18 protein-coding genes, 1 rRNA gene and 1 pseudogene (1 of these 20 running past the window's edge) are annotated in these 18,954 nt (G+C 46.8%); 4 read left to right on the top strand and 16 right to left on the bottom strand.

The annotated features are described in order from the left end of the window. Together NSQ39_RS05075 and NSQ39_RS05070 are read right to left on the bottom strand one after the other, a co-directional pair. Positions 1-606, bottom strand: a 16S ribosomal RNA gene (locus tag NSQ39_RS05075) (it extends 944 nt beyond the left edge of the window). A 286-nt stretch (positions 607-892) separates the two neighbouring features. Further along, positions 893-1,777, bottom strand: coding sequence for a nucleotidyltransferase-like protein (locus tag NSQ39_RS05070; protein ID WP_046132221.1), 885 nt, complete (start codon positions 1,775-1,777; stop codon positions 893-895). Between the two features lie 210 nt (positions 1,778-1,987). Here NSQ39_RS05070 and NSQ39_RS05065 point away from each other — a divergent pair, with 210 nt between their 5' ends. Further along, positions 1,988-2,344: a YgzB family protein gene (locus NSQ39_RS05065; protein ID WP_046132222.1), complete on the top strand. Its 357-nt coding sequence runs from the start codon at positions 1,988-1,990 to the stop codon at positions 2,342-2,344. A gap of 30 nt (positions 2,345-2,374) precedes the next feature. Here NSQ39_RS05065 and perR read toward each other — a convergent pair whose 3' ends face one another. Together perR and bcp are read right to left on the bottom strand one after the other, a co-directional pair. After that, positions 2,375-2,812, bottom strand: coding sequence for a peroxide-responsive transcriptional repressor PerR (gene perR, locus NSQ39_RS05060; RefSeq protein WP_003179961.1), 438 nt, complete (start codon positions 2,810-2,812; stop codon positions 2,375-2,377). A gap of 214 nt (positions 2,813-3,026) precedes the next feature. Continuing rightward, positions 3,027-3,500 carry a thioredoxin-dependent thiol peroxidase gene (bcp, locus tag NSQ39_RS05055; RefSeq protein WP_046132223.1) on the bottom strand — a complete coding sequence of 158 codons (474 nt, stop codon included), beginning with the start codon at positions 3,498-3,500 and terminating at the stop codon, positions 3,027-3,029. A 156-nt stretch (positions 3,501-3,656) separates the two neighbouring features. Between bcp and NSQ39_RS05050 the strand changes: the two genes are divergently transcribed. Then, positions 3,657-4,955, top strand: coding sequence for a glutamate-1-semialdehyde 2,1-aminomutase (locus NSQ39_RS05050; RefSeq protein WP_175077628.1), 1,299 nt, complete (start codon positions 3,657-3,659; stop codon positions 4,953-4,955). Positions 4,956-5,140: 185 nt separating this feature from the next. Further along, entirely contained in the window at positions 5,141-6,211 is a 1,071-nt protein-coding gene (locus NSQ39_RS05045) for an FUSC family protein (RefSeq protein WP_046132225.1), read from the top strand. Positions 6,212-6,250: 39 nt separating this feature from the next. Here NSQ39_RS05045 and NSQ39_RS05040 read toward each other — a convergent pair whose 3' ends face one another. The 11 genes and pseudogenes from NSQ39_RS05040 to fabL all read right to left on the bottom strand — a co-directional run bounded on the left by NSQ39_RS05040 (position 6,251) and on the right by fabL (position 17,400). Continuing rightward, positions 6,251-7,141, bottom strand: coding sequence for an ABC transporter permease (locus NSQ39_RS05040; protein WP_175077627.1), 891 nt, complete (start codon positions 7,139-7,141; stop codon positions 6,251-6,253). A 13-nt stretch (positions 7,142-7,154) separates the two neighbouring features. Beyond that, entirely contained in the window at positions 7,155-8,156 is a 1,002-nt protein-coding gene (locus NSQ39_RS05035) for an ABC transporter permease (RefSeq protein ID WP_046132227.1), read from the bottom strand. 21 nt (positions 8,157-8,177) lie between these two features. Next, positions 8,178-9,776, bottom strand: coding sequence for an ABC transporter substrate-binding protein (locus NSQ39_RS05030; protein WP_175077626.1), 1,599 nt, complete (start codon positions 9,774-9,776; stop codon positions 8,178-8,180). A gap of 16 nt (positions 9,777-9,792) precedes the next feature. Next, positions 9,793-10,731: an ABC transporter ATP-binding protein gene (locus tag NSQ39_RS05025; RefSeq protein ID WP_046132229.1), complete on the bottom strand. Its 939-nt coding sequence runs from the start codon at positions 10,729-10,731 to the stop codon at positions 9,793-9,795. Then, positions 10,724-11,704 (bottom strand): ABC transporter ATP-binding protein, encoded by a 981-nt coding sequence (locus NSQ39_RS05020; RefSeq protein ID WP_175077625.1) that lies wholly within the window; start codon positions 11,702-11,704, stop codon positions 10,724-10,726. The genes NSQ39_RS05025 and NSQ39_RS05020 overlap by 8 nt, the downstream gene beginning before the upstream one ends. A gap of 145 nt (positions 11,705-11,849) precedes the next feature. Then, a protein-coding gene (locus NSQ39_RS05015) for an IS3 family transposase (protein WP_341014364.1) occupies positions 11,850-13,405 on the bottom strand; the annotation gives its coding sequence in 2 pieces (ribosomal slippage) (positions 11,850-12,748 and positions 12,748-13,405; 1,557 coding nt in all). An 85-nt stretch (positions 13,406-13,490) separates the two neighbouring features. Next, a complete protein-coding gene (locus tag NSQ39_RS05010; RefSeq protein ID WP_175076869.1) occupies positions 13,491-15,233 on the bottom strand; it encodes an ABC transporter ATP-binding protein in 1,743 nt (580 codons plus the stop codon). A gap of 77 nt (positions 15,234-15,310) precedes the next feature. After that, a complete protein-coding gene (ntdP, locus tag NSQ39_RS05005) occupies positions 15,311-15,841 on the bottom strand; it encodes a nucleoside tri-diphosphate phosphatase (protein WP_046130961.1) in 531 nt (176 codons plus the stop codon). A 165-nt stretch (positions 15,842-16,006) separates the two neighbouring features. Then, positions 16,007-16,252 carry a YgaB family protein gene (locus tag NSQ39_RS05000; RefSeq protein ID WP_046130962.1) on the bottom strand — a complete coding sequence of 82 codons (246 nt, stop codon included), beginning with the start codon at positions 16,250-16,252 and terminating at the stop codon, positions 16,007-16,009. A 162-nt stretch (positions 16,253-16,414) separates the two neighbouring features. Beyond that, positions 16,415-16,564 (bottom strand): annotated as a pseudogene (locus NSQ39_RS04995) (gamma-type small acid-soluble spore protein); the annotation flags it as partial. 83 nt (positions 16,565-16,647) lie between these two features. Next, a complete protein-coding gene (fabL, locus tag NSQ39_RS04990) occupies positions 16,648-17,400 on the bottom strand; it encodes an enoyl-[acyl-carrier-protein] reductase FabL (RefSeq protein WP_046130963.1) in 753 nt (250 codons plus the stop codon). Positions 17,401-17,482: 82 nt separating this feature from the next. Here fabL and NSQ39_RS04985 point away from each other — a divergent pair, with 82 nt between their 5' ends. Continuing rightward, positions 17,483-17,707, top strand: coding sequence for a hypothetical protein (locus tag NSQ39_RS04985; RefSeq protein ID WP_046130964.1), 225 nt, complete (start codon positions 17,483-17,485; stop codon positions 17,705-17,707). Between the two features lie 25 nt (positions 17,708-17,732). Here NSQ39_RS04985 and mutY read toward each other — a convergent pair whose 3' ends face one another. Then, positions 17,733-18,818, bottom strand: a complete 1,086-nt coding sequence (gene mutY / locus NSQ39_RS04980) for an A/G-specific adenine glycosylase (RefSeq protein WP_046130965.1) — start codon at positions 18,816-18,818, stop codon at positions 17,733-17,735. Positions 18,819-18,954: the final 136 nt, after the last annotated feature.

Here is an 18,954-nt window from a genome sequence, read left to right as displayed (position 1 = left end):
ACTTAAAGAACCGCCTGCGCGCGCTTTACGCCCAATAATTCCGGACAACGCTTGCCACCTACGTATTACCGCGGCTGCTGGCACGTAGTTAGCCGTGGCTTTCTGGTTAGGTACCGTCAAGGTACCGCCCTGTTCGAACGGTACTTGTTCTTCCCTAACAACAGAGTTTTACGATCCGAAAACCTTCATCACTCACGCGGCGTTGCTCCGTCAGACTTTCGTCCATTGCGGAAGATTCCCTACTGCTGCCTCCCGTAGGAGTCTGGGCCGTGTCTCAGTCCCAGTGTGGCCGATCACCCTCTCAGGTCGGCTACGCATCGTCGCCTTGGTGAGCCGTTACCCCACCAACTAGCTAATGCGCCGCGGGTCCATCTGTAAGTGGTAGCGAAAAGCCACCTTTTATGTTTGAACCATGCGGTTCAAACAAGCATCCGGTATTAGCCCCGGTTTCCCGGAGTTATCCCAGTCTTACAGGCAGGTTACCCACGTGTTACTCACCCGTCCGCCGCTGACCTAAGGGAGCAAGCTCCCGTCGGTCCGCTCGACTTGCATGTATTAGGCACGCCGCCAGCGTTCGTCCTGAGCCAGGATCAAACTCTCCATAAAATGGAACGCAGATTAAGTTCGTCACATCCTGTGACGACATCTGCATGACCTGCATCGTGCAGGCCTGTTTGAAAATGACTACGCACGTTTATGTGCGATTTATTTGAATTAACAGGTACGTTTTGTCTTGTTTAGTTTTCAAAGATCATTTCCGCCTCATCAAGAAGCGACTTTATTAGTATAACATTTTCAACTAAGTGTGTCAAATGTTTTTTATTTTTTTCAGTCGCTGCTGCTTTCGTAAAAAAACGTTTCGCTAACAGCGACGTCTAATAATATACCACCATCACGAATCAGAGTCAACACTTTTTTTGATAAAATATCCCCGGTGAAAAATTTTTTGACCCTTTGTTTCAATTGGCTCTATACCCACCAGGTCTTTTTCGGCCAAAAACTCGAGGATGACTCCGAGGTCTGCCGTAAAATATGTGAGCTCTGGGTGTGTCAGCAATTCGGCAAATTGCCATACGCTTTTTTCGCTCATCACATCCAAAATATGCTGAGCGCCGACTTCGGCTTTTGAATGAATGAGAAAATCGCTTGCGAGGAACAATAACTCAAGCCTTTTTTGCAGGCTTTCGTTGCTTTCTACCAGTTCTTTATACAGCTTGTACACCTGCGGCTCCATATGCCGGACCTGATTCCAAACCGTTACTTCGGGATGAAAGCCTTTATCTATGACTTCGATTCTGGCTAAATGGTGCAAAGCATGCACGATTGAATTGTATGCATCCAAAAACTGATCCTCTTCAAAAAACGCTTTTCCTTCTATATACCTTCTGATTAACTTTCCGTATTCAAGTCCGATTTTCAGTTTCCGTTCTGAAAAAGGAAACGTATTAAGCTGCTCAATCAGCTTTGCGATATATTCATTTCGGTCAAAGAGAACTTTCCCGTTCAGAATCCAATCTATTATTCTTCTGTTTGTGCCGAGCAAAATCCATTCCTGGAGCTGTTCAACGGAAATGATATGAAGAGAAGCCGTTTTTCCGTCGAATTCGTAATGCTTCACAAATATCGGTTCCTCGGCTTTGCTTACAATCACTAATAATGCCGCATCAAAGTTATCTGTTGCAGATGAGGTTTGGTTTCTCCTCTCAATAATCATAACAGCTAAAGTATCAGGGCGGCTTGCTCTTTCCTGGTAAATCGGACGGAGAAGATTTTCCATCACCATTCCTCCAATACGATGTAAAATACATTGCTCAAAATGCTTCTCTTTCGTTTTCTACCTACTTCTACGAGCCAGTAAAAACTCCTTTATTTTGAAAACACATTGAATTATTATAATCAATTCCCCGGAAACTCTCTATAAAAAAGTTCCAATTTATTAAAGAATATCACATCTTCAATATGCTATATTAGAGAGAGGGGGATGGATATGGCGAAATATTCTAGCAAAATCAACAAAATCAGAACGTTTGCGTTAAGCTTGGTATTTGTCGGTTTCATCATTATGTACGTCGGAATCTTTTTCAGGTCGTCGGTCTTAGTGATGTCGGTGTTTATGCTCTTGGGGGTATTGTCTATCATGTTAAGCACTGCGGTTTATTTTTGGATAGGAATGCTTTCGACAAAAGCGGTCAAAGTCATCTGTCCGAACTGCGAACAGCCGACCAAGATCCTCGGCCGGGTCGATATGTGCATGCACTGCAGGGAACCTCTTACTCTTGATAAAAACCTTGAAGGTAAGGAATTTAATGAATCGTATAATCGAAAAGCTCTGAAACAAAAATAAGCTGACCGTTAAAAAAGCGGCCAGCTCTTTTTAATGGCTTTCTTTTTTATCGCATTCCTGACACAAACCGTATATTTCCAGTCTATGGTGACTGACTTTAAATCCTGTCACGTGTGAAGCGAGCTGCTCTACTTCGTCGAGCCCAGGGTAATGAAAGTCCACGATCTTTCCGCAGCGCTCACAAATCGCATGATAATGCTCGGAAGTCACAAAGTCAAACCGGCTTGAAGAATCTCCGTATGTCAATTCTTTAACGAGCCCTGATTCCTTAAAAACCCGTAAATTGTTATAAACCGTTGCGACGCTCATGTTTGGAAATTTTCCTTCAAGCGCTTTATATATATCATCGGCAGTTGGATGAGACATAGAATTTACGAGGAATTCCAGAATGGCATGACGTTGAGGAGTAATTCGCACCCCGGTTTCCTTCAACGCTTCCAACGCTTCTTTCAGGTTATGTTCAGCCATCGTCATGCACCTCACTTCTAAAAAAAATTCTTATATTATAACGTTTATAAATAGTGTAACTCCTGATTAGAATCTTTGTCAATTCCAATCCCTCTCGAAATCCCCATTTTTCAGGTTAAATCCGCTCTATATTTACATGATGGTCTAACAGCCGGCCAATTATGTACCCGGCAAACAGGGCCTGACCTGATAATGGTCCGGCCCCTTGCCGTTCTTATTTTTCAGAAACCTCTTTTACAGCTTGAAGAGCCTCTGCAACGTGATCTTTCACCTTTACTTTTCGCCATTCTTTTACAAGGCGGCCTTCTTTATCGATGAGAAAGGTTGAGCGTTCGATTCCCATGTATTCTTTGCCGAAGTTCTTTTTTAGCTTCCATACGTCAAACGCTTCGGCTAGCTTATGTTCATCATCGACAAGCAGCAGAAACGGAAGATCGTGTTTTTCTTTAAATTTTTCATGTCTTCCCTGATCATCCGGGCTGACGCCGATAATGACGGCATCAAGCTCCGCAAAGCTTTGGTGGCTGTCCCTGAAATCGCATGCTTCGGTCGTACATCCTGGCGTCATATCCTTCGGATAAAAATAGAGCACGATATATTTCCCTTGAAAATCTGACAATTTCACTTTTTCGCCATGGTCGCCCAGCAGTTCGATATCAGGCACCTTTTGTCCAATTTCTACAGTCATTGCTTTGCCTCCTGTTTATTTTAATCGTTTGCTTCTTCTCATTATAAAAAACAGTTCCCTCGTGTTCAAATCGCCGCCGCTTCATTTTTGCTCTCCGATCACAACGTGTTACAATATAGCTATAGACAGAGGCTTTATAGAAATGAGGAGGATATTATGCAGCATACACAATCGGAAAAGCTTCATGAAGAAGCTCTTCAACATATAGTAGGCGGCGTCAACAGTCCGTCACGGTCGTACAAAGCTGTGGGCGGAGGGTCTCCGGTCGCGATGGAAAAAGCGAAGGGCGCCTATTTTTGGGATGTTGACGGGAATAAGTACATAGACTATCTCGCGGCATACGGGCCGATTATTACCGGACATGCGCACCCGCACGTTACAAAGGCCATTCAAACAGCGGCGGAAAACGGCGTGCTTTACGGTACGCCGACAAAGCACGAAGTCACATTTGCCAAGATGCTGAAGGAAGCCATCCCTTCTTTGGATAAAGTGAGATTCGTCAATTCAGGAACGGAAGCGGTCATGACGACGATTCGCGTCGCCCGCGCGTATACCGGAAGGACGAAGATCATCAAATTCGCCGGCTGCTACCACGGCCACTCCGATCTCGTGCTGGTCGCCGCCGGGTCAGGTCCTTCAACGCTCGGCACGCCTGATTCCGCCGGGGTTCCGAAAAGCATCGCAAACGAAGTGATCACCGTTCCTTTCAATGATATTGACAGCTATAAAGAAGCTCTTGATAAATGGGGCGACGACGTCGCCGCGGTACTCGTTGAACCGATCGTCGGAAACTTCGGGATCGTTGAACCGAAAAGCGGCTTTCTCGAACAGGTGAATCAGCTGACTCACGACGCCGGTGCACTGGTCATTTATGACGAAGTCATTACCGCCTTCCGTTTCATGTATGGCGGAGCACAGGACCTGCTTGGCGTTAAGCCTGATCTGACCGCGCTCGGCAAAATCATCGGCGGCGGGCTGCCGATCGGCGCTTACGGAGGCAAGAAGGAAATTATGGAGCAGGTTGCCCCGCTCGGTCCCGCATATCAAGCCGGTACAATGGCTGGTAACCCGGCGTCGATTTTATCGGGCATCGCCTGTCTTGAAGTCCTGAAAGAAAAAGGAACGTACGAGAAGCTGGACCGTCTCGGCGCCATGCTTGAAAAGGGAATCTTAAAACATGCCGAAACGCACGGCATCGACATCACTGTCAATCGTTTGAAAGGGGCGCTCACCGTCTATTTTACAACGGAGAAAGTCGAGAATTACGAACAGGCCGAAAATACCGACGGTGAAAAGTTTGCCGCATTTTTCAAGCTGATGCTGGAACGGGGAATCAACCTCGCCCCTTCAAAATACGAAGCGTGGTTTATCACGATCGCGCATACGGAAAAAGATATCGCGGATACGCTTGAGGCCGTCGATGAATCGTTCAAACAATTGAAACAGCAGGTGTGATAAAGGGAGCATGTTTGCTCTCTTTTTTATACATTTGAACATTATCGGAGCAGTTTTTTGACAACGCTTTGTTTTTTCTTAAAAATGGGTTGAATATTTCCGGAGATCGCTGTATATTACTTTATTGTTTGGCAAATTAGCAGAAATAACGAATTTATTATAGAAAGGGATGCAAGTAAAGCCTAATGAAACTAGGTGCCCGTATTTTCAAAACAGGCATTGCCATTACGCTCGCTCTATACCTCGCGGCTTGGATCGGCCTGCCGGCCCCGATTTTTGCCGGTATTGCGGCCATTTTTGCGATCCAGCCTTCGATCTATCGTTCATTTTTGACGATTGTCGATCAAGTGCAGGCGAATATTATCGGAGCAGCGACAGCTATCATTTTTGGTCTTATTTTTGAACCCAGTCCGATTATTATCGGGTTGACGGCGGTTATTGTCATTACGATTAACTTAAAACTGAAGATCGAGAACACGATTTCGATTGCTCTTGTTACCGTTATTGCCATACTGGAAAGCTCAGGCGACAACTTTTTGATGTTCGCATTGATCAGGACTGCAACGGTCATCTTGGGCGTTCTGTCCGCGTTCCTTGTCAACCTGATCTTTTTGCCGCCTAAATACGAAACAAAGCTCGTCAGCCATATCGTCGAAAACACGGACGAAGTGATAAAATGGATCCGGCTGTTGACGCGGAAAACGACAGAGCACACCATGCTGAAAGAAGACATCGAAAAACTGAAAGAAAAAATGATGAAAGTCGACCATCTTTACTTGCTTTACAAAGAAGAACGGAGCTATTTAAAACGTACCACATACGTGAAGTCAAGAAAGCTCGTCCTTTTCAGACAGGCGATTATCGCGTCAAACCGCGCGCTTGATACACTGAAAAAGCTGCACCGGCTTGAAAACGATTTTTATCACATGCCGGAGGAATTCCAGAATACGCTGATCGAAGAACTCGATTATCTTCTGCATTGGCACGAGCGGATTTTGATGCGGTTTGTCGGCAGGATCAAAACGCATGAAAACGAAGACCTTCTCGAAGAAGGAGACGTATACAAACAGCATTTGACCGAATCGTTCCTGAAAAACCAGGATAAATTAAAGGAGGAACTGCTGGATTACAATATGCTGACCATCATGGCGAGCGCCGTGGAATACCGTGAACAGCTCTGCCATTTGGAAACGCTGATCTCAAGCTTCCAAACGTATCACCGCGAAGACAGCGAGCTGGAAGTCGATGATGATTAAATGAAAGGCCCCGGTTAACGAAAGCGTTAACCGGGTTTTTTATTTCCCTTCTTTCGTTTTCGGATCAAGCGTGTCGCGGAGCCCGTCGCCCATTAAATTAAAGCCGAGCACCGCCAGCATGATTGAAATCCCCGGAAAAAACAAGGTCCACGGAGCCTGTGCCAAATAAGGGCGGGCGTCGGCAAGCATTTTCCCCCATTCGGGATTTGGAGCCTGAGCCCCCAATCCTAAAAAGCCGAGAGCCGCGGCTTCAATAATCGCAGTTCCGATATTGAGCGTTGCTTGCACGATAACAGGCGCCATGCTGTTTGGGAGAATATGCTTGAACATCAAGCGGATGTTGGACATACCGACGGCTCTCGCAGACAGAATATACTCCTCCTGCCTGATACTGAGCACTTTCGAACGGACGAGCCTTCCAAACGTCGGAATATTGATGATGGCAATCGCAATCAGCGCGTTCTCAAGCGATGGCCCGAGAATGGCGACGATCGCAATCGCAAGAAGGATGCTGGGAAACGCGAGCATGATGTCAAATATCCTTGAGATCAGCCCGTCCGCCCATTTGCCGTAAAAACCCGCAATCAGGCCCAAGAGCGTTCCGGCAACGGCTGACCCTAAGCAGGAGAAAAATCCGACCCAGAGGGAGAGCCTTGCTCCGTGCAGCACCCTTGAGAAAATGTCCCTGCCGAAATCGTCCGTTCCAAAAAGGTGTTCGGCAGACGGCGGAGCAAGCCTTTCTGATAGCGACTGATCGTTTAACCCGTATGGAGCGATCAGCGGCGCGAAAATGGCCAACAGGATAAACGCTGCGACCAGAATGCTGCCGGCCGCAGCAAGCTTATGATCGAAAAACCGCTGAACGTTTTCCGCAAGAAGAGAGCGGCTTTTCTCTTCTCCCTCCCGGCGTTCATCTTGCAGCACATCCATATTTCACCGCCTCCTAATATTTAATTCTCGGATCGATGACGGCATACAACAGATCGACGACGAAATTGATCATGACGAAGATGAAGGCGATCACAAGGATTCCCGATTGGATCACCGGATAGTCCCGATAGCTGATCGCATCATAAATGTACCGGCCGATGCCCGGCCAGGCAAAAATCGTTTCCGTTAAAATTGCGCCGCCTAGCAAAAGTCCCGTCTGCAGGCCGATGACTGTCAGAATCGGAATAAACGCGTTTTTTAAACCGTGCTTATAGATGACGAAAAACATACGAACGCCTTTTGCTTTTGCGGTGCGGATATAATCGGACTGAAGAACCTCGATCATGCTCGCTCTCGTAATTCTCGCGATAATCGCGGCGGGGATGGTGGCCAGGGCGGATGCAGGAAGGATTAAGTGGCGGATCGTTTCTCCAAACTGGTCGAATCGCCCGTTTAGCAGCGTATCAAGCGTATGAATATAGGTAATCGTATCAACCGGGTTTCTCACATCCTCCCTTCCGGTGGTCGGTAGCCAGCCAAGCTCGATTGAAAAAAACCATTGCCCCATCAGCCCGAGCCAAAAAATCGGCATCGATACGCCGACTAAAGCGATCAGCATCGCCATATAGTCAAACACCGAATTTTTGAACCAGGCGCTGACGATTCCCGCATTCACGCCGAGGAGTACGGCGATCAGCATCGCAAAAAAAGCGAGCTCAAGGGTGGCGAACAAATAAGGCTGCATTTCTTTAGTAATCGCCGCCCCTGTGCGGATGGAGGTTCCTAAATCCCCTCTCAGCAAATCTCCGACATATCTTCCGTATTGAATATACCAGGGCTCATCAAGGCCAAGCTGCATAGTCAGCTGCTCAACTGCTTCTTTTGTCGCCCTTTGTCCGAGAATCACCTGGGCGGGGTTACCCGGTATAAAGCGGATGATGGAAAAGACGACCAGCGTCATGCCGATAAGGACGGGGATCAGCATGCCGGTCCGCTTCAAACAGTAAGAAAGCAACGGCTGTCACCACCTTGTGCACTATTTAAATTGTACGTCTGATAATACTTCACTCCCCGTCGGGTGAGGGACGTATCCTTCAATATCTTTCGCCCCGGCCAAAATCGGCGTCGAGTGAACGAGCGGAATCCACGGCGATTCTTCGTGAATCAGCTCCTGCGCTTTTTCATAAAGCTTGTTTCGTTTAGTCTGGTCGGGATCTGACTGGGCTTCGATCAAGATGTCGTGAAGCTTGTCATTGCTGAAGTAGGTATAGTTGTTGCCCCCGATATTGTCCTTGTCAAGCAGCGTATAGAGGAAATTATCGGGATCTCCGTTGTCGCCAGTCCAGCCCATTAAAAACGAATCGGCTTCGCCTTTGCTCGCTTTGTCTAAATACGTGGCCCAGTCATAAGTGACGATTTTCGCTTTGACCCCGATTTTTGCAAAGTCGGCTTGAATCACCTCGGCGATTTTCATCCCGTCAGGCATATATGGACGGGGAACAGGCATCGCCCACAGCTCCATGCTGAATCCGTCCGGGTAGCCCGCTTCTTTCAAGAGCTCTTTTGCTTTTTTGAGATCGTACGGATACGGCTCGACCTTGTCATTATAGCCTTCAAGCGAAGGAGGCAAAGGATTTTTCGCAGGGTCTGCGCGCCCGCCGTAGAAGGAATCGATGATCGCCTGCTTATCGACGGCATGGTTTAGCGCCTGGCGGACAAGCTTATTGTCAAGCGGCTTTCTCGTTGTCGTCAGCCCGAGGTAGCCGATATTCATCGACGGCCTTTCAATTATTTTCAGATTGGGGTCGCTTTTGATGCTTTCGATGTCCGACGGATTCACGCCGTCCATCAAATCGATCTCACCGGTTTTTAGCGCGTTCAGACGGGCCGAGTTTTCCGGAATCGCTCTAAAAATGATCTTTTTCAGCTTCGGCTTCCCCTCATCCCAATAGTCTTCATTCTTTTCAAGGACAATGCGGTCATTCGGCTTCCATTCTACGAATTGATACGGACCCGTTCCGACCGGGTGCTCCCTGAATTTGTCCCCGTATTTTTCAATTGCCTCAGGGCTTGCGATTCCAAATGAGGTCATGGCGAGATTTTTTAGAAACGGCGCCTGCGGCCGTTTTAAAATAAATTGGATTTTATGATCATCGAGAATTTTTATATTTTTAATAACGTGCCCCTTATCTTTTTTGTAGCCTCCGAACATCCCGTAATAAGGAAATTTTTCCTCGTCTCCGTTCATCCACCTGTCAAAGTTGTATTTGACTGCCTCTGCATTAAAATCGGTTCCGTCGTGAAATTTGACGTCTTTTCTCAAGTGCAGCGTGTATGTCAGCCCGTCATCGGAAGCATCCCATTTGACGGCCAAGCCCGGTTTTAGCGTCGTGTCCTGCTCTCCGTAATTCAGCAAGGTTTCAAAGATATTAGTTGTGACTTTAAACGCTTCGCCTTCTGTCGTCGTTATCGGATCAAGCGAAGTGGAATCACCGCCTCTCCCGAAAATCAGCGTATCTTTTCCGGTTTTTGCACCGCCTCCTTCTTTTTGGCTCTCTGAATCGGAACACCCCATTAAAAATAAGGAGACAGCCAGCAGCATTCCCAGGCCTTTCAGCCAATGTTTTCTTTTCATCCTATCGCCTCCTCAGCTAAAGTAAATGGCACGCGGCATAATGGCCTTCCGTTTTTTCTTCCAGCATAGGCACCGCATCCTTGCACCTGGCTTCCCGCCTTCGGCACCGGCCGTAAAAAGGGCACCCTTTTTCATTGATTGCCGGAGCCGGGCCCTCTGGCACCGCTTCATCAGCTTCCCCCTTCCCGATAACAGGCACAGCAGCCAAAAGGGATTCCGTATACGGATGCTTCGGCGCTCTAAATAATGCATCTGCTTCAGCCATCTCGACGATTTTTCCGAAATACATGACCGCCACCCGGTCGCTGATATAGCGGACGACCCCCAGATCATGCGAAATAAAGAGAAAGGTTAATGAAAAAGCTTCCTGGAGGTCTGACAGGAGATTCAAAATCTGCGCCTGTACAGACACATCGAGCGCTGAAACGGGTTCATCGGCGATGATCAGCTTCGGCTTTGTGATCAGCGCTTTTGCAATTCCGATTCTTTGCCTCTGGCCGCCGCTGAATTGGTGAGCATAACGCTCTCCATACGAAGCATCCAGGCCGACGATCCCGAGCATCGACCGGACGACTTCTTTTCTTTCAGCCTTTGTCCCGAGCTTATGGACGATTAGCGGCTCTTCTAAAATGTCTTTGATTTTCATGCGGGGGTTTAAAGAAGCATAAGGGTCCTGAAAAATCATCTGAAACTGTCTTCTCATCTTCCGAAGGTCTTTTGGCCCGAGTCCGGTGATCTCTTTCCCAAGAAAGGTCACCTTGCCTGACGTCGGTTCTGTTAGCCGCAATATCGATTTACCCAATGTCGATTTGCCGCAGCCCGATTCTCCTACAACCCCCAAGGTTTCCCCTTGTTTCACCGAAAATGAGACATCATCTACCGCTTTGACCGTTTTTTTCCGCGAAACCGGGTAATATGTTTTCAGCCGGCTGACGTTCAACAGTTCGTTATCCATTTGTCCCTCCTTCCTCATAGAGAAAGCACCGTACGGCGTGTTCATCGTTCAGTTTCTTCAGGAGCGGTTCTTCTATCGTGCAGCGGCCGGTTTTGTGCCGGCATCTCGGGGCGAACATGCAGCCTTTTTTGATCGTTCCCGGCTTAGGCACTTGTCCTTCAATCGAAGTCAGTCTCTCCGATTTGCCGGTGAATGCGGGAATGGAAGCAAACAGACCTTTCGTATAAGGATGCTTCGGATCTTTAAAAATGGCAGTGACGCTTCCTTTTTCAACGATCCGGCCGGCATACATGATCATCACCCGCCCGCAAATGTTGTGTACAACGCCGAGATCATGCGTGATCAGAAGAATAGCTGTTTCAAATTCTGCGTTCATTTTCTTTAAAAGGGAAAGAATCTGAGCCTGGATGGTGACGTCAAGAGCCGTTGTCGGTTCATCTGCGATCAATAGCTTCGGATCGCAGATCAAAGCCATCGCGATCATAACGCGCTGCCTCATGCCGCCTGATAATTCGTGGGGGTACTGTTTCATGAGCTGCTCCGGTCTCGGAAGGCCGACGGTTTCCAGCATGCGAACGGCTTTTTCGTCCGCTTGCTTTTTGTGAATGTCAGTGTGGCTGGATAGAGCTTCTGTGAGCTGATCTCCGATCGTGAAAAGAGGGTTGAGCGAGGTCATCGGCTCTTGAAAGATCATTGCGATGTCATTGCCGCGCATATGCCGCCATTCTTTTTCCGACTGCTTAAGAAGATCCTTTTGCTGAAACAGGACTTTACCCGTTGTATGAGCATTTGCATTCAGCCCCATCAAAGCCATGGAGGTGACGCTTTTGCCGCAGCCGGATTCACCGACGACTCCAACGATTTCACCTTTATGGAGGGTGAAAGAAACGCCTTGAACAATCGGGATTTCCGCCTTTTTCTTTTGAAAGGAAACGGATAGATCCGCTACTTCAAGCAATTTCTCTTTTGTCACATATTCACCTCCGGATGCTTGTATTTTTTAAATTGTATTTACACGGGATAGGAAATATGTACGAAATTTGGAGGGGAGAAAAAAAGCCCGGCTTTCGTTGTGATCTGCACCCTGTCAAGTAGACAGTGGAAATAACTAAAACACACTAGACGGCTTTAGCCCTGTATTCCACTGGGCTGAGGCCGTTTAGTTTTTCTTGTAGACGATCGTGGTTGTAAAAGTGGATATATTCATCAATTGCGCTTTGAAGTGCCTCAAATGTCTCGTACGAATTCCGTCTGTATTTCTCGCATTTTAATTTCCCCCAAAACGACTCAATGGGGCCGTTATCAATACAGCGGCCGACGCGGGACATACTCTGTGTCATATTTGCGTTTTCAATCATCCTTCTAAACTGGTGGGACGTGTATTGAAAACCTCTGTCGCTGTGAAGGAGAGGACGTGCGTTTGGGGCTGCCTCAAGCGCTTGGTTCAAGGTTTTAAACACAAGGGCGTTATTATTGGATTTCCCCAGCACATAAGACACGACCATTCCCTCATGAAGATCTAAAATGGCACTGAGGTACGCTTTCCGATGGCCGTATTTTAGCTCTGTCACATCAGTCACCCATTTTTGATTTGGTTTGTCCGCTTTAAACTCTCGATTCAGGATATTTTCGGACACATGTTGAGGCGTCGCTTTGCCGTAACGTTTTTTCTTCCGCCGAATGACACACTCCAGCTTGGCAATTTTCATCAGCCGATAGATGCGCTTATGATTGAGGCGCTCTTTAAAGCGGCGGTTCATGTTTAAGGTCATTCTGCGGTATCCGTAGATACCGCCAATTTGTTCGTGAAGTAGCGCCATTTTGGCGATAATCTTTTCATTCTGTTTTTCTCTCGCTGAAGGTACTCGGCTCCTCCATTTGTAATACCCCTGGCGCGAAACTTCGGCAATCTCACATAACATTTGGACAGAAAAGCCTTCTTTTCGATTCAGCTCTAAAATGGCGAGATATCGATCTTCGTACCGAACCTGACTTAGAACCGCCTCCTTTTGATCTCTTCCAACTTTTTTAAGAACGCATTCTCTGCGCGCAAACGCTCATTTTCCTGTTCCAGCCGTTTGTTTTCCCGTTGAATTTTTTCTTCAGGTGTCAGTTCTTCTTCGGTTTTGCGTTTTCCCCGTGTATCTTTTAAGGCTTCTTCTCCACCTTCTTGATACTTTTTCACCCATTGATACACCTGTTGGTAGGAGACTTGATGAATCTCCATTGATCTGGCGTAGTCCTTTCCATGAGCTAGACAATCCTTCGCAATCTCAATCCGTTCTTCCAATGAAACGTTCTTCCGTTTGGTCATCAAACGATTCCTTCCTCTCCCGCTGTCTTTTAACGTTTTATGACCATTATAAAGCTCAACCCACTTCATGAGTACGGATTTACTGGAAATCTTATATTTTCTCGAGATTTCTCTTTGAGAGTAGCGTCCGGATAAGAAGTCTTTCACGGCATTGTATTTTAATTCTGCGGGATAGAACTTATGGCGCTTTGAACGTTCCAAACTCTCCACACCCGCCATATCATGCGATGTTCTCCATTCACGAATCGTTTCGGCATGAATGCCATATTTTTCTGCGATCTCCTTCACCGAATTATTGCCCTGATCACATTCTGATAGAATATTCAATTTTTCTTCTTTTGAAAACCATTTTCCAGCCATGAAAAAACTCCCCCAAGGCAAACAGATTTTTTTATTTCATCTGTCTACCTTTAGGGGAGCATATCATTGAAGCCGGGCTTTTATATCAATTCAGTTTTTGAATGGTGAATAAATGCTTATAATGGCCTTCGCGGTTCATTAACTCCTCGTGGGTTCCCGTTTCGGCGATTTGTCCGTTTTCAATCACGACGATTTTATCGGCGTGCGTGATCGTTGACAGCCTGTGGGCGACGATAAAAGTCGTCCGGTCTTTCGCGAGCTTTTCCATCGCTTCTTGAATATAATGCTCGCTTTCAAGATCAAGCGCAGAGGTGGCTTCATCCAGGATTAATAGCGGAGGGTTTTTCAAGAAAACCCGTGCGATCGAAATCCGCTGCTTCTGCCCTCCTGAAAGCTTGACTCCCCGTTCACCGACCTTCGTCTCATAACCGTCAGGCAGCTCCATAATGAAATCGTGGGCATTCGCCGCCTTTGCCGCTTCAATGATTTGGTCCATCGATGCCTCCGGATTTCCGATCGAAATGTTTTCCCTGATCGATTCGCTGAACAAAAAGGTGTCCTGCAGCACCATGCCGATCTGGTTTCTTAAACTTCTCGCCTCGTAATCCCGGACGTCTACACCGTCGATTAAGAGACTCCCTGACGTGACATCGTAGAACCTCGGGATCAGGCTGACGAGCGTGGATTTCCCCCCTCCGCTCATGCCGACGAGTGCGACCGTTTCGCCCTGGTTTGCCGTTAAAGACAGGTTTTGCAAAATCATGTCGTTTGTTTCCTCATATTGAAACGAGACGTTTTTAAATTCGACGACGCCTTTTAAACGGCCTGCTTTCACAGCATTCGGTTTATCCTTTAATTCATACGGCTCATCGATGAATTCGAACAGCCTGTCCATCGATGCGACGGACTGGGTCAATGTTGTCGACGAATTAATAAGCCGCCTCAACGGATTATACAGCCTTTCGATATACCCGACAAACGCTACCATCGTTCCGACCGTCAACGAACCGTGAATCACGTGGTATCCTGCAACCGTAATGATGATGAGCGGTGCGAGGTCTGTAATCGTGTTGACTACTGCGAACGTTTTCGCGTTCCATGCCGTATGGCGGATCGCTTTGCCGAGGAAGTTTCCATTTTCGTTGTCAAATTGCCTCTGTTCGTGTTCTTCGATGGCAAAACTTCTGATCACAGGCATACCCTGAACCCTTTCATGAAGGTGGCCCTGCACTTGGGCCAAAGCCTGGGACCGCTCCCTCGTCAAGATCCTCAGCCTGCCGTAAAAATATTTAACCGACAGCCCGTAAAGCGGGAATAAAATGATCGAAATAATCGTCAGCTTCACATCCATCGTCATCATGATGGCGATGGCGATAAAAATCGTCATCACATCAAGCCAAACATTCATAAGCCCGATGATGACGAATTCTTTTGTCTGTTCGACGTCATTGATCACCCTTGAAATAATTTCGCCGGCGCGGGTATTCGCATAATATCTGAGGCTTAGCCTTTGAATATGGGAAAAAAGCCTGTCTCTGATATCATACAGCACCTTGCTTGCCGTCCATTGCGCGAAATACTGCCGGTAGTATTCGACAGGCGGCCGGAGCAGCAAAAAAATGGCGAACACGACCGCCATTACGGTAAATAGTGAAGATGTTTTTTCCTGGACCGTTCCGTTTCCTTGAATAATGTCATCGACTACATATTTCAAAAGGAGCGGAATAACAAGAGGAATCGAAAATTTAATGATGCCGATCAGAACTGTAACGATGATTTTCCACTTATACGGCTTGACAAATTCCATATATCTTCTGATAATACCCACACTCACATCCCCCTCTCTATTTTTGATAGTGTGAGTCCACTGCAAAAAACCTGTTGATACTCAACAGGCTTGTTGGTTTATTTTGTATAATGGAGATACCGTTCATACCAAATATCGATAAACTCCGGAGCAAACGGCCCTTTCCTTTGGTGAATCCAGTGCAGCAGCGTATTCAAATGGTATCTTAAGATGCCGTCTATTTCCTTCGGATAATTCATCGCTTTTTTATGGTCTGCATATTCGTCTTCATCAAGGATATGGTAGGTCATATCGGGAAAGACTTTCACGTCCAGATCATAATCGATGTACTTGATGGCTTCATCGTCCAAAGCAAACGGCGAGCTGATGTTGCAATAGTAATAAATGCCGTCTTCGCGAAGCATGCCGATGACGTTAAACCACTGCTTGGCATGGAAATAACAAATGGCGGGCTCTCGTGTCACCCATGTCCGGCCGTCTGATTCGGTGACCACCGTCCGGTCGTTGGCGCCGATGATGCACAATTCCGTTGCTTTTAATATCGTCGTTTCGCTCCATATTCGATGAATTTGCCCATTGTGCTTGTAGCTATGAATTTGAATGGTTTCTCCTTCCTTGGGAAAGCCCATGTTTCTCCCCTACTTTCTTTGCAAAAGCCTTACAAGTCAGTGTTTCACATCGCCTGTCCGACAGTTCTTTTATTTATTATAACGGTTGAAAATAAAAAATGAAAATAAAACAGCCACTCCGGACCAGGAATGGCTCTTTTTTCAGGAAAGCGATAAAGATAAACTTTAGGCTTCGATTTTTTGGTAAGCCTGTATGACCTGTTCCGTCTGTTTTTGAAACAAATCCTGAATAGCGGCGAGATCTCTTCGTTTTTGGGAGATGTCTTCCCGAATTGATAATAGCTGGGCTTTTTTTTCAAGGGCCATCAGTTCTTTTTCGATCTCCTGGCATCTTTCAATCTCTGCCTGAAGGTATAACAACTTGTCCATAATCTCCATCTGGCCCTGAACCAAGTTTTCAAATTCCGGCATTGATATCCTCCATTCTTTGCTCTACTCCATTTATTGCCTATGTATCATTTCTCTATACATGGGAAATGTCCTTTGACTGATTCTGCCTAAGATTCGGAATTTTTGTCGCAAAGAAAAAAGCACCTCAACCGAATGGTGAAGCGCTTTTTCCTGTTTCAGTGATTAGCTGTTTTGTTGTTTCTTTTGCTCAGCTTGCTGGTTATTTTGTCTTACTTGCTGCGCGTCAGTTTCGCTGGCAAATTCAGTGCCGAACTGACCACCTTGTGCAGAAGCTTGGTTTTGTTGTCTTACTTTTTGTGCGTTTGTTTTGGATTGTTGGTTAGCCATTGTATATCACCTCCACGACACTTAGATTGTGCAGTCGGGTGATATCCTATTCATTCATGCACAAAAATTTAAACGAGCAGGGAACGGCCGCCGTCAACGATGATCGTCTGGCCGCGGATCATATCCGCTTTTCCGGATGCCAAAAATTCGATCGCATCGACCATGTCATCGATCTCAACCATGCGGCCGGCAGGTGTGTTTTTCCGGGCATCTTCGAGAAGCTCCTCGCGGTTTGGAAAATGCTTCAGTGCGTCTGTGTCAATTGCCCCGCCGGATACGGCATTGACGATGATATTTTTCGGCGAGAGCTCGACAGCGAGATATCTTGTCAGAGATTCAAGCGCAGCTTTTGATACGCCGACCGTCGTGTAGTTTTCCAAATAGCGGATCGAACCGAGCGAGCTGATGCTGACGATATGGCCGCCGCCTGTTTTTTCCATCAGTTTCGCCGCTTCCTGGGCGCAAAAAAGCAAAGCTTTGGCATTGATGTTCATCGTCCAGTCCCAATGGCTTTCTTCAAGCTCCATAACCGGGCGGAGAACGCCTGATGCGGCATTGTTGACAAATATGTCAAGTCTGCCGAACGCCTCGTCGATTTGCTGAAACATATCTTTAATTTTCGCCGGCTGGCCGACGTTCGCTTTGACAACAAGCGCTTTTACGCCGAGACGCTCGATTTCTTCAGCGGTTTCCAAAGCTGCTTTTTTGCTTCTCGCATAGTTAATGACAATATTGTAGCCGTTTTTCGCGAGCCTCAGAGCAGCCGCTTTTCCGACTCCCCTGCTGCTTCCTGTAATAAGCGCGCATTTTCTTTGTTCCATCTTTTATTCATCTCCTAGTATAGTTATTTCAATTCGTTGCAAAATAATGTCATCCATTTTTTCAAAAGGAGGCTTTCGCCTTATGTACGTCGGACGTGACATGAGCGAGCTCGATCAAACGCCGAAGCACGAATGGAAAGATGCGGAGCTCCTCTATTTCCACCACGCCTTCCAGCAAATGATGCCCTTCTTAAATGAAGAGGGACATGCGGAATATGTGGAGGTTGTAAAAGAGATTAAAACAAGAGGCGGTCTGAGCCGCCGTGAAGCCGATTATACGCACGGCACCGATATTCAGTATGATTAACGGGCAGCATGCACGGTCAAGCTGCCTATTTCATATACATATTCCATATTTTCTGGTGTGATACCGGGAAGGCGTATTCATCAAGCTCTTCTATTGTTACTTTTTTCAAATAGGAATCATCCGGCTGATTGCGCGTTTTCCCGAAGAAAACGGAAATGTTCCAGACTAGGTGTGTAAAGACGTGTTCGACGACTCCTTCAAGAGGACCGATTTCGGCATCGACTCCGGCTTGTTCCTTCAAAAATGCCGAAAGCTGCTCCCGTTCTGTTTTCAGGCCTTTTTGCGTTTCTGTATTCGGAAATTCCCACAGGTTCGCAAGCAGCCCTGATCCCGGCCTTTTATGGATGTAGACTGAGCCTTCTTCATCTGTCAGAACAACAGCGGCAAGGCTTTTCACCCCGGGTTTTTTCTTTTTGCTTTTGACGGGCAGCTCTTTTTCGCACCCCTCCGCAAAAGCAGAACAATGTTCACGGACGGGACACAAAAGGCAGGAAGGCGATTTCGGCGTGCAGATGATGGCGCCGAGCTCCATCAGCCCTTGATTGAATTCAGAAGGCTTCTCTTTAGAAATAAAGGCTTCAACGATGTTTTCAAACAATGTTTTGGTTTTCGGTTTTGCGATGTCATCCCATATCGAAAGAATGCGTGACATCACCCGCATCACATTGCCGTCGACCGCCGGTACAGGCTGGTTGTAGGCGATGCTGAGCACCGCTCCTCGCGTATAAGGACCTACGCCTTTCAAACCGCCAAATTCCTCTTTTGAGGAAGGAACAACTCCGCCGTATCGTTCATGCACTTCTTTGACTGCGCTTTGCAGATTCCGGACACGGGAATAGTAGCCCAGTCCTTCCCAGGCTTTCAGCACCTTTTCTTCATCAGCTTCAGCCAGAGCCTTTACGTTCGGAAACTTTTCGATGAAATTGTTAAAATACGGGATCACCGTCTCCACTCTGGTCTGCTGCAGCATGACCTCGGAAACCCATATTTTATAAGGATCGCTGTCAGAACGCCACGGAAGATCCCGTTTTTCTTTTTCATACCAAGAAATTAAATCTTCTTGAAATTGTTTAATATTTTTTTGCTCTAATTTATTTTTCAGATCAATCATGAAACTTCTCCTTGCCTGTCCTCGTCACATTTACACACTGCACTTTTGTTCTTTTGGCTTTTTGTTGTAAACTAAATGTATACACGATAAACATGTTACATGAAAAGCGAGGAAAGCAAAAGCGTTAAATATTTCA

Source organism: Bacillus sp. FSL W8-0848, assembly GCF_038007805.1.
Taxonomy (GTDB): Bacteria; Bacillota; Bacilli; order Bacillales; family Bacillaceae; genus Bacillus; species Bacillus glycinifermentans.
The sequence above is the reverse complement of the archived record's forward strand: the minus strand, read 5'-3'. Positions and strand labels throughout refer to the sequence as shown.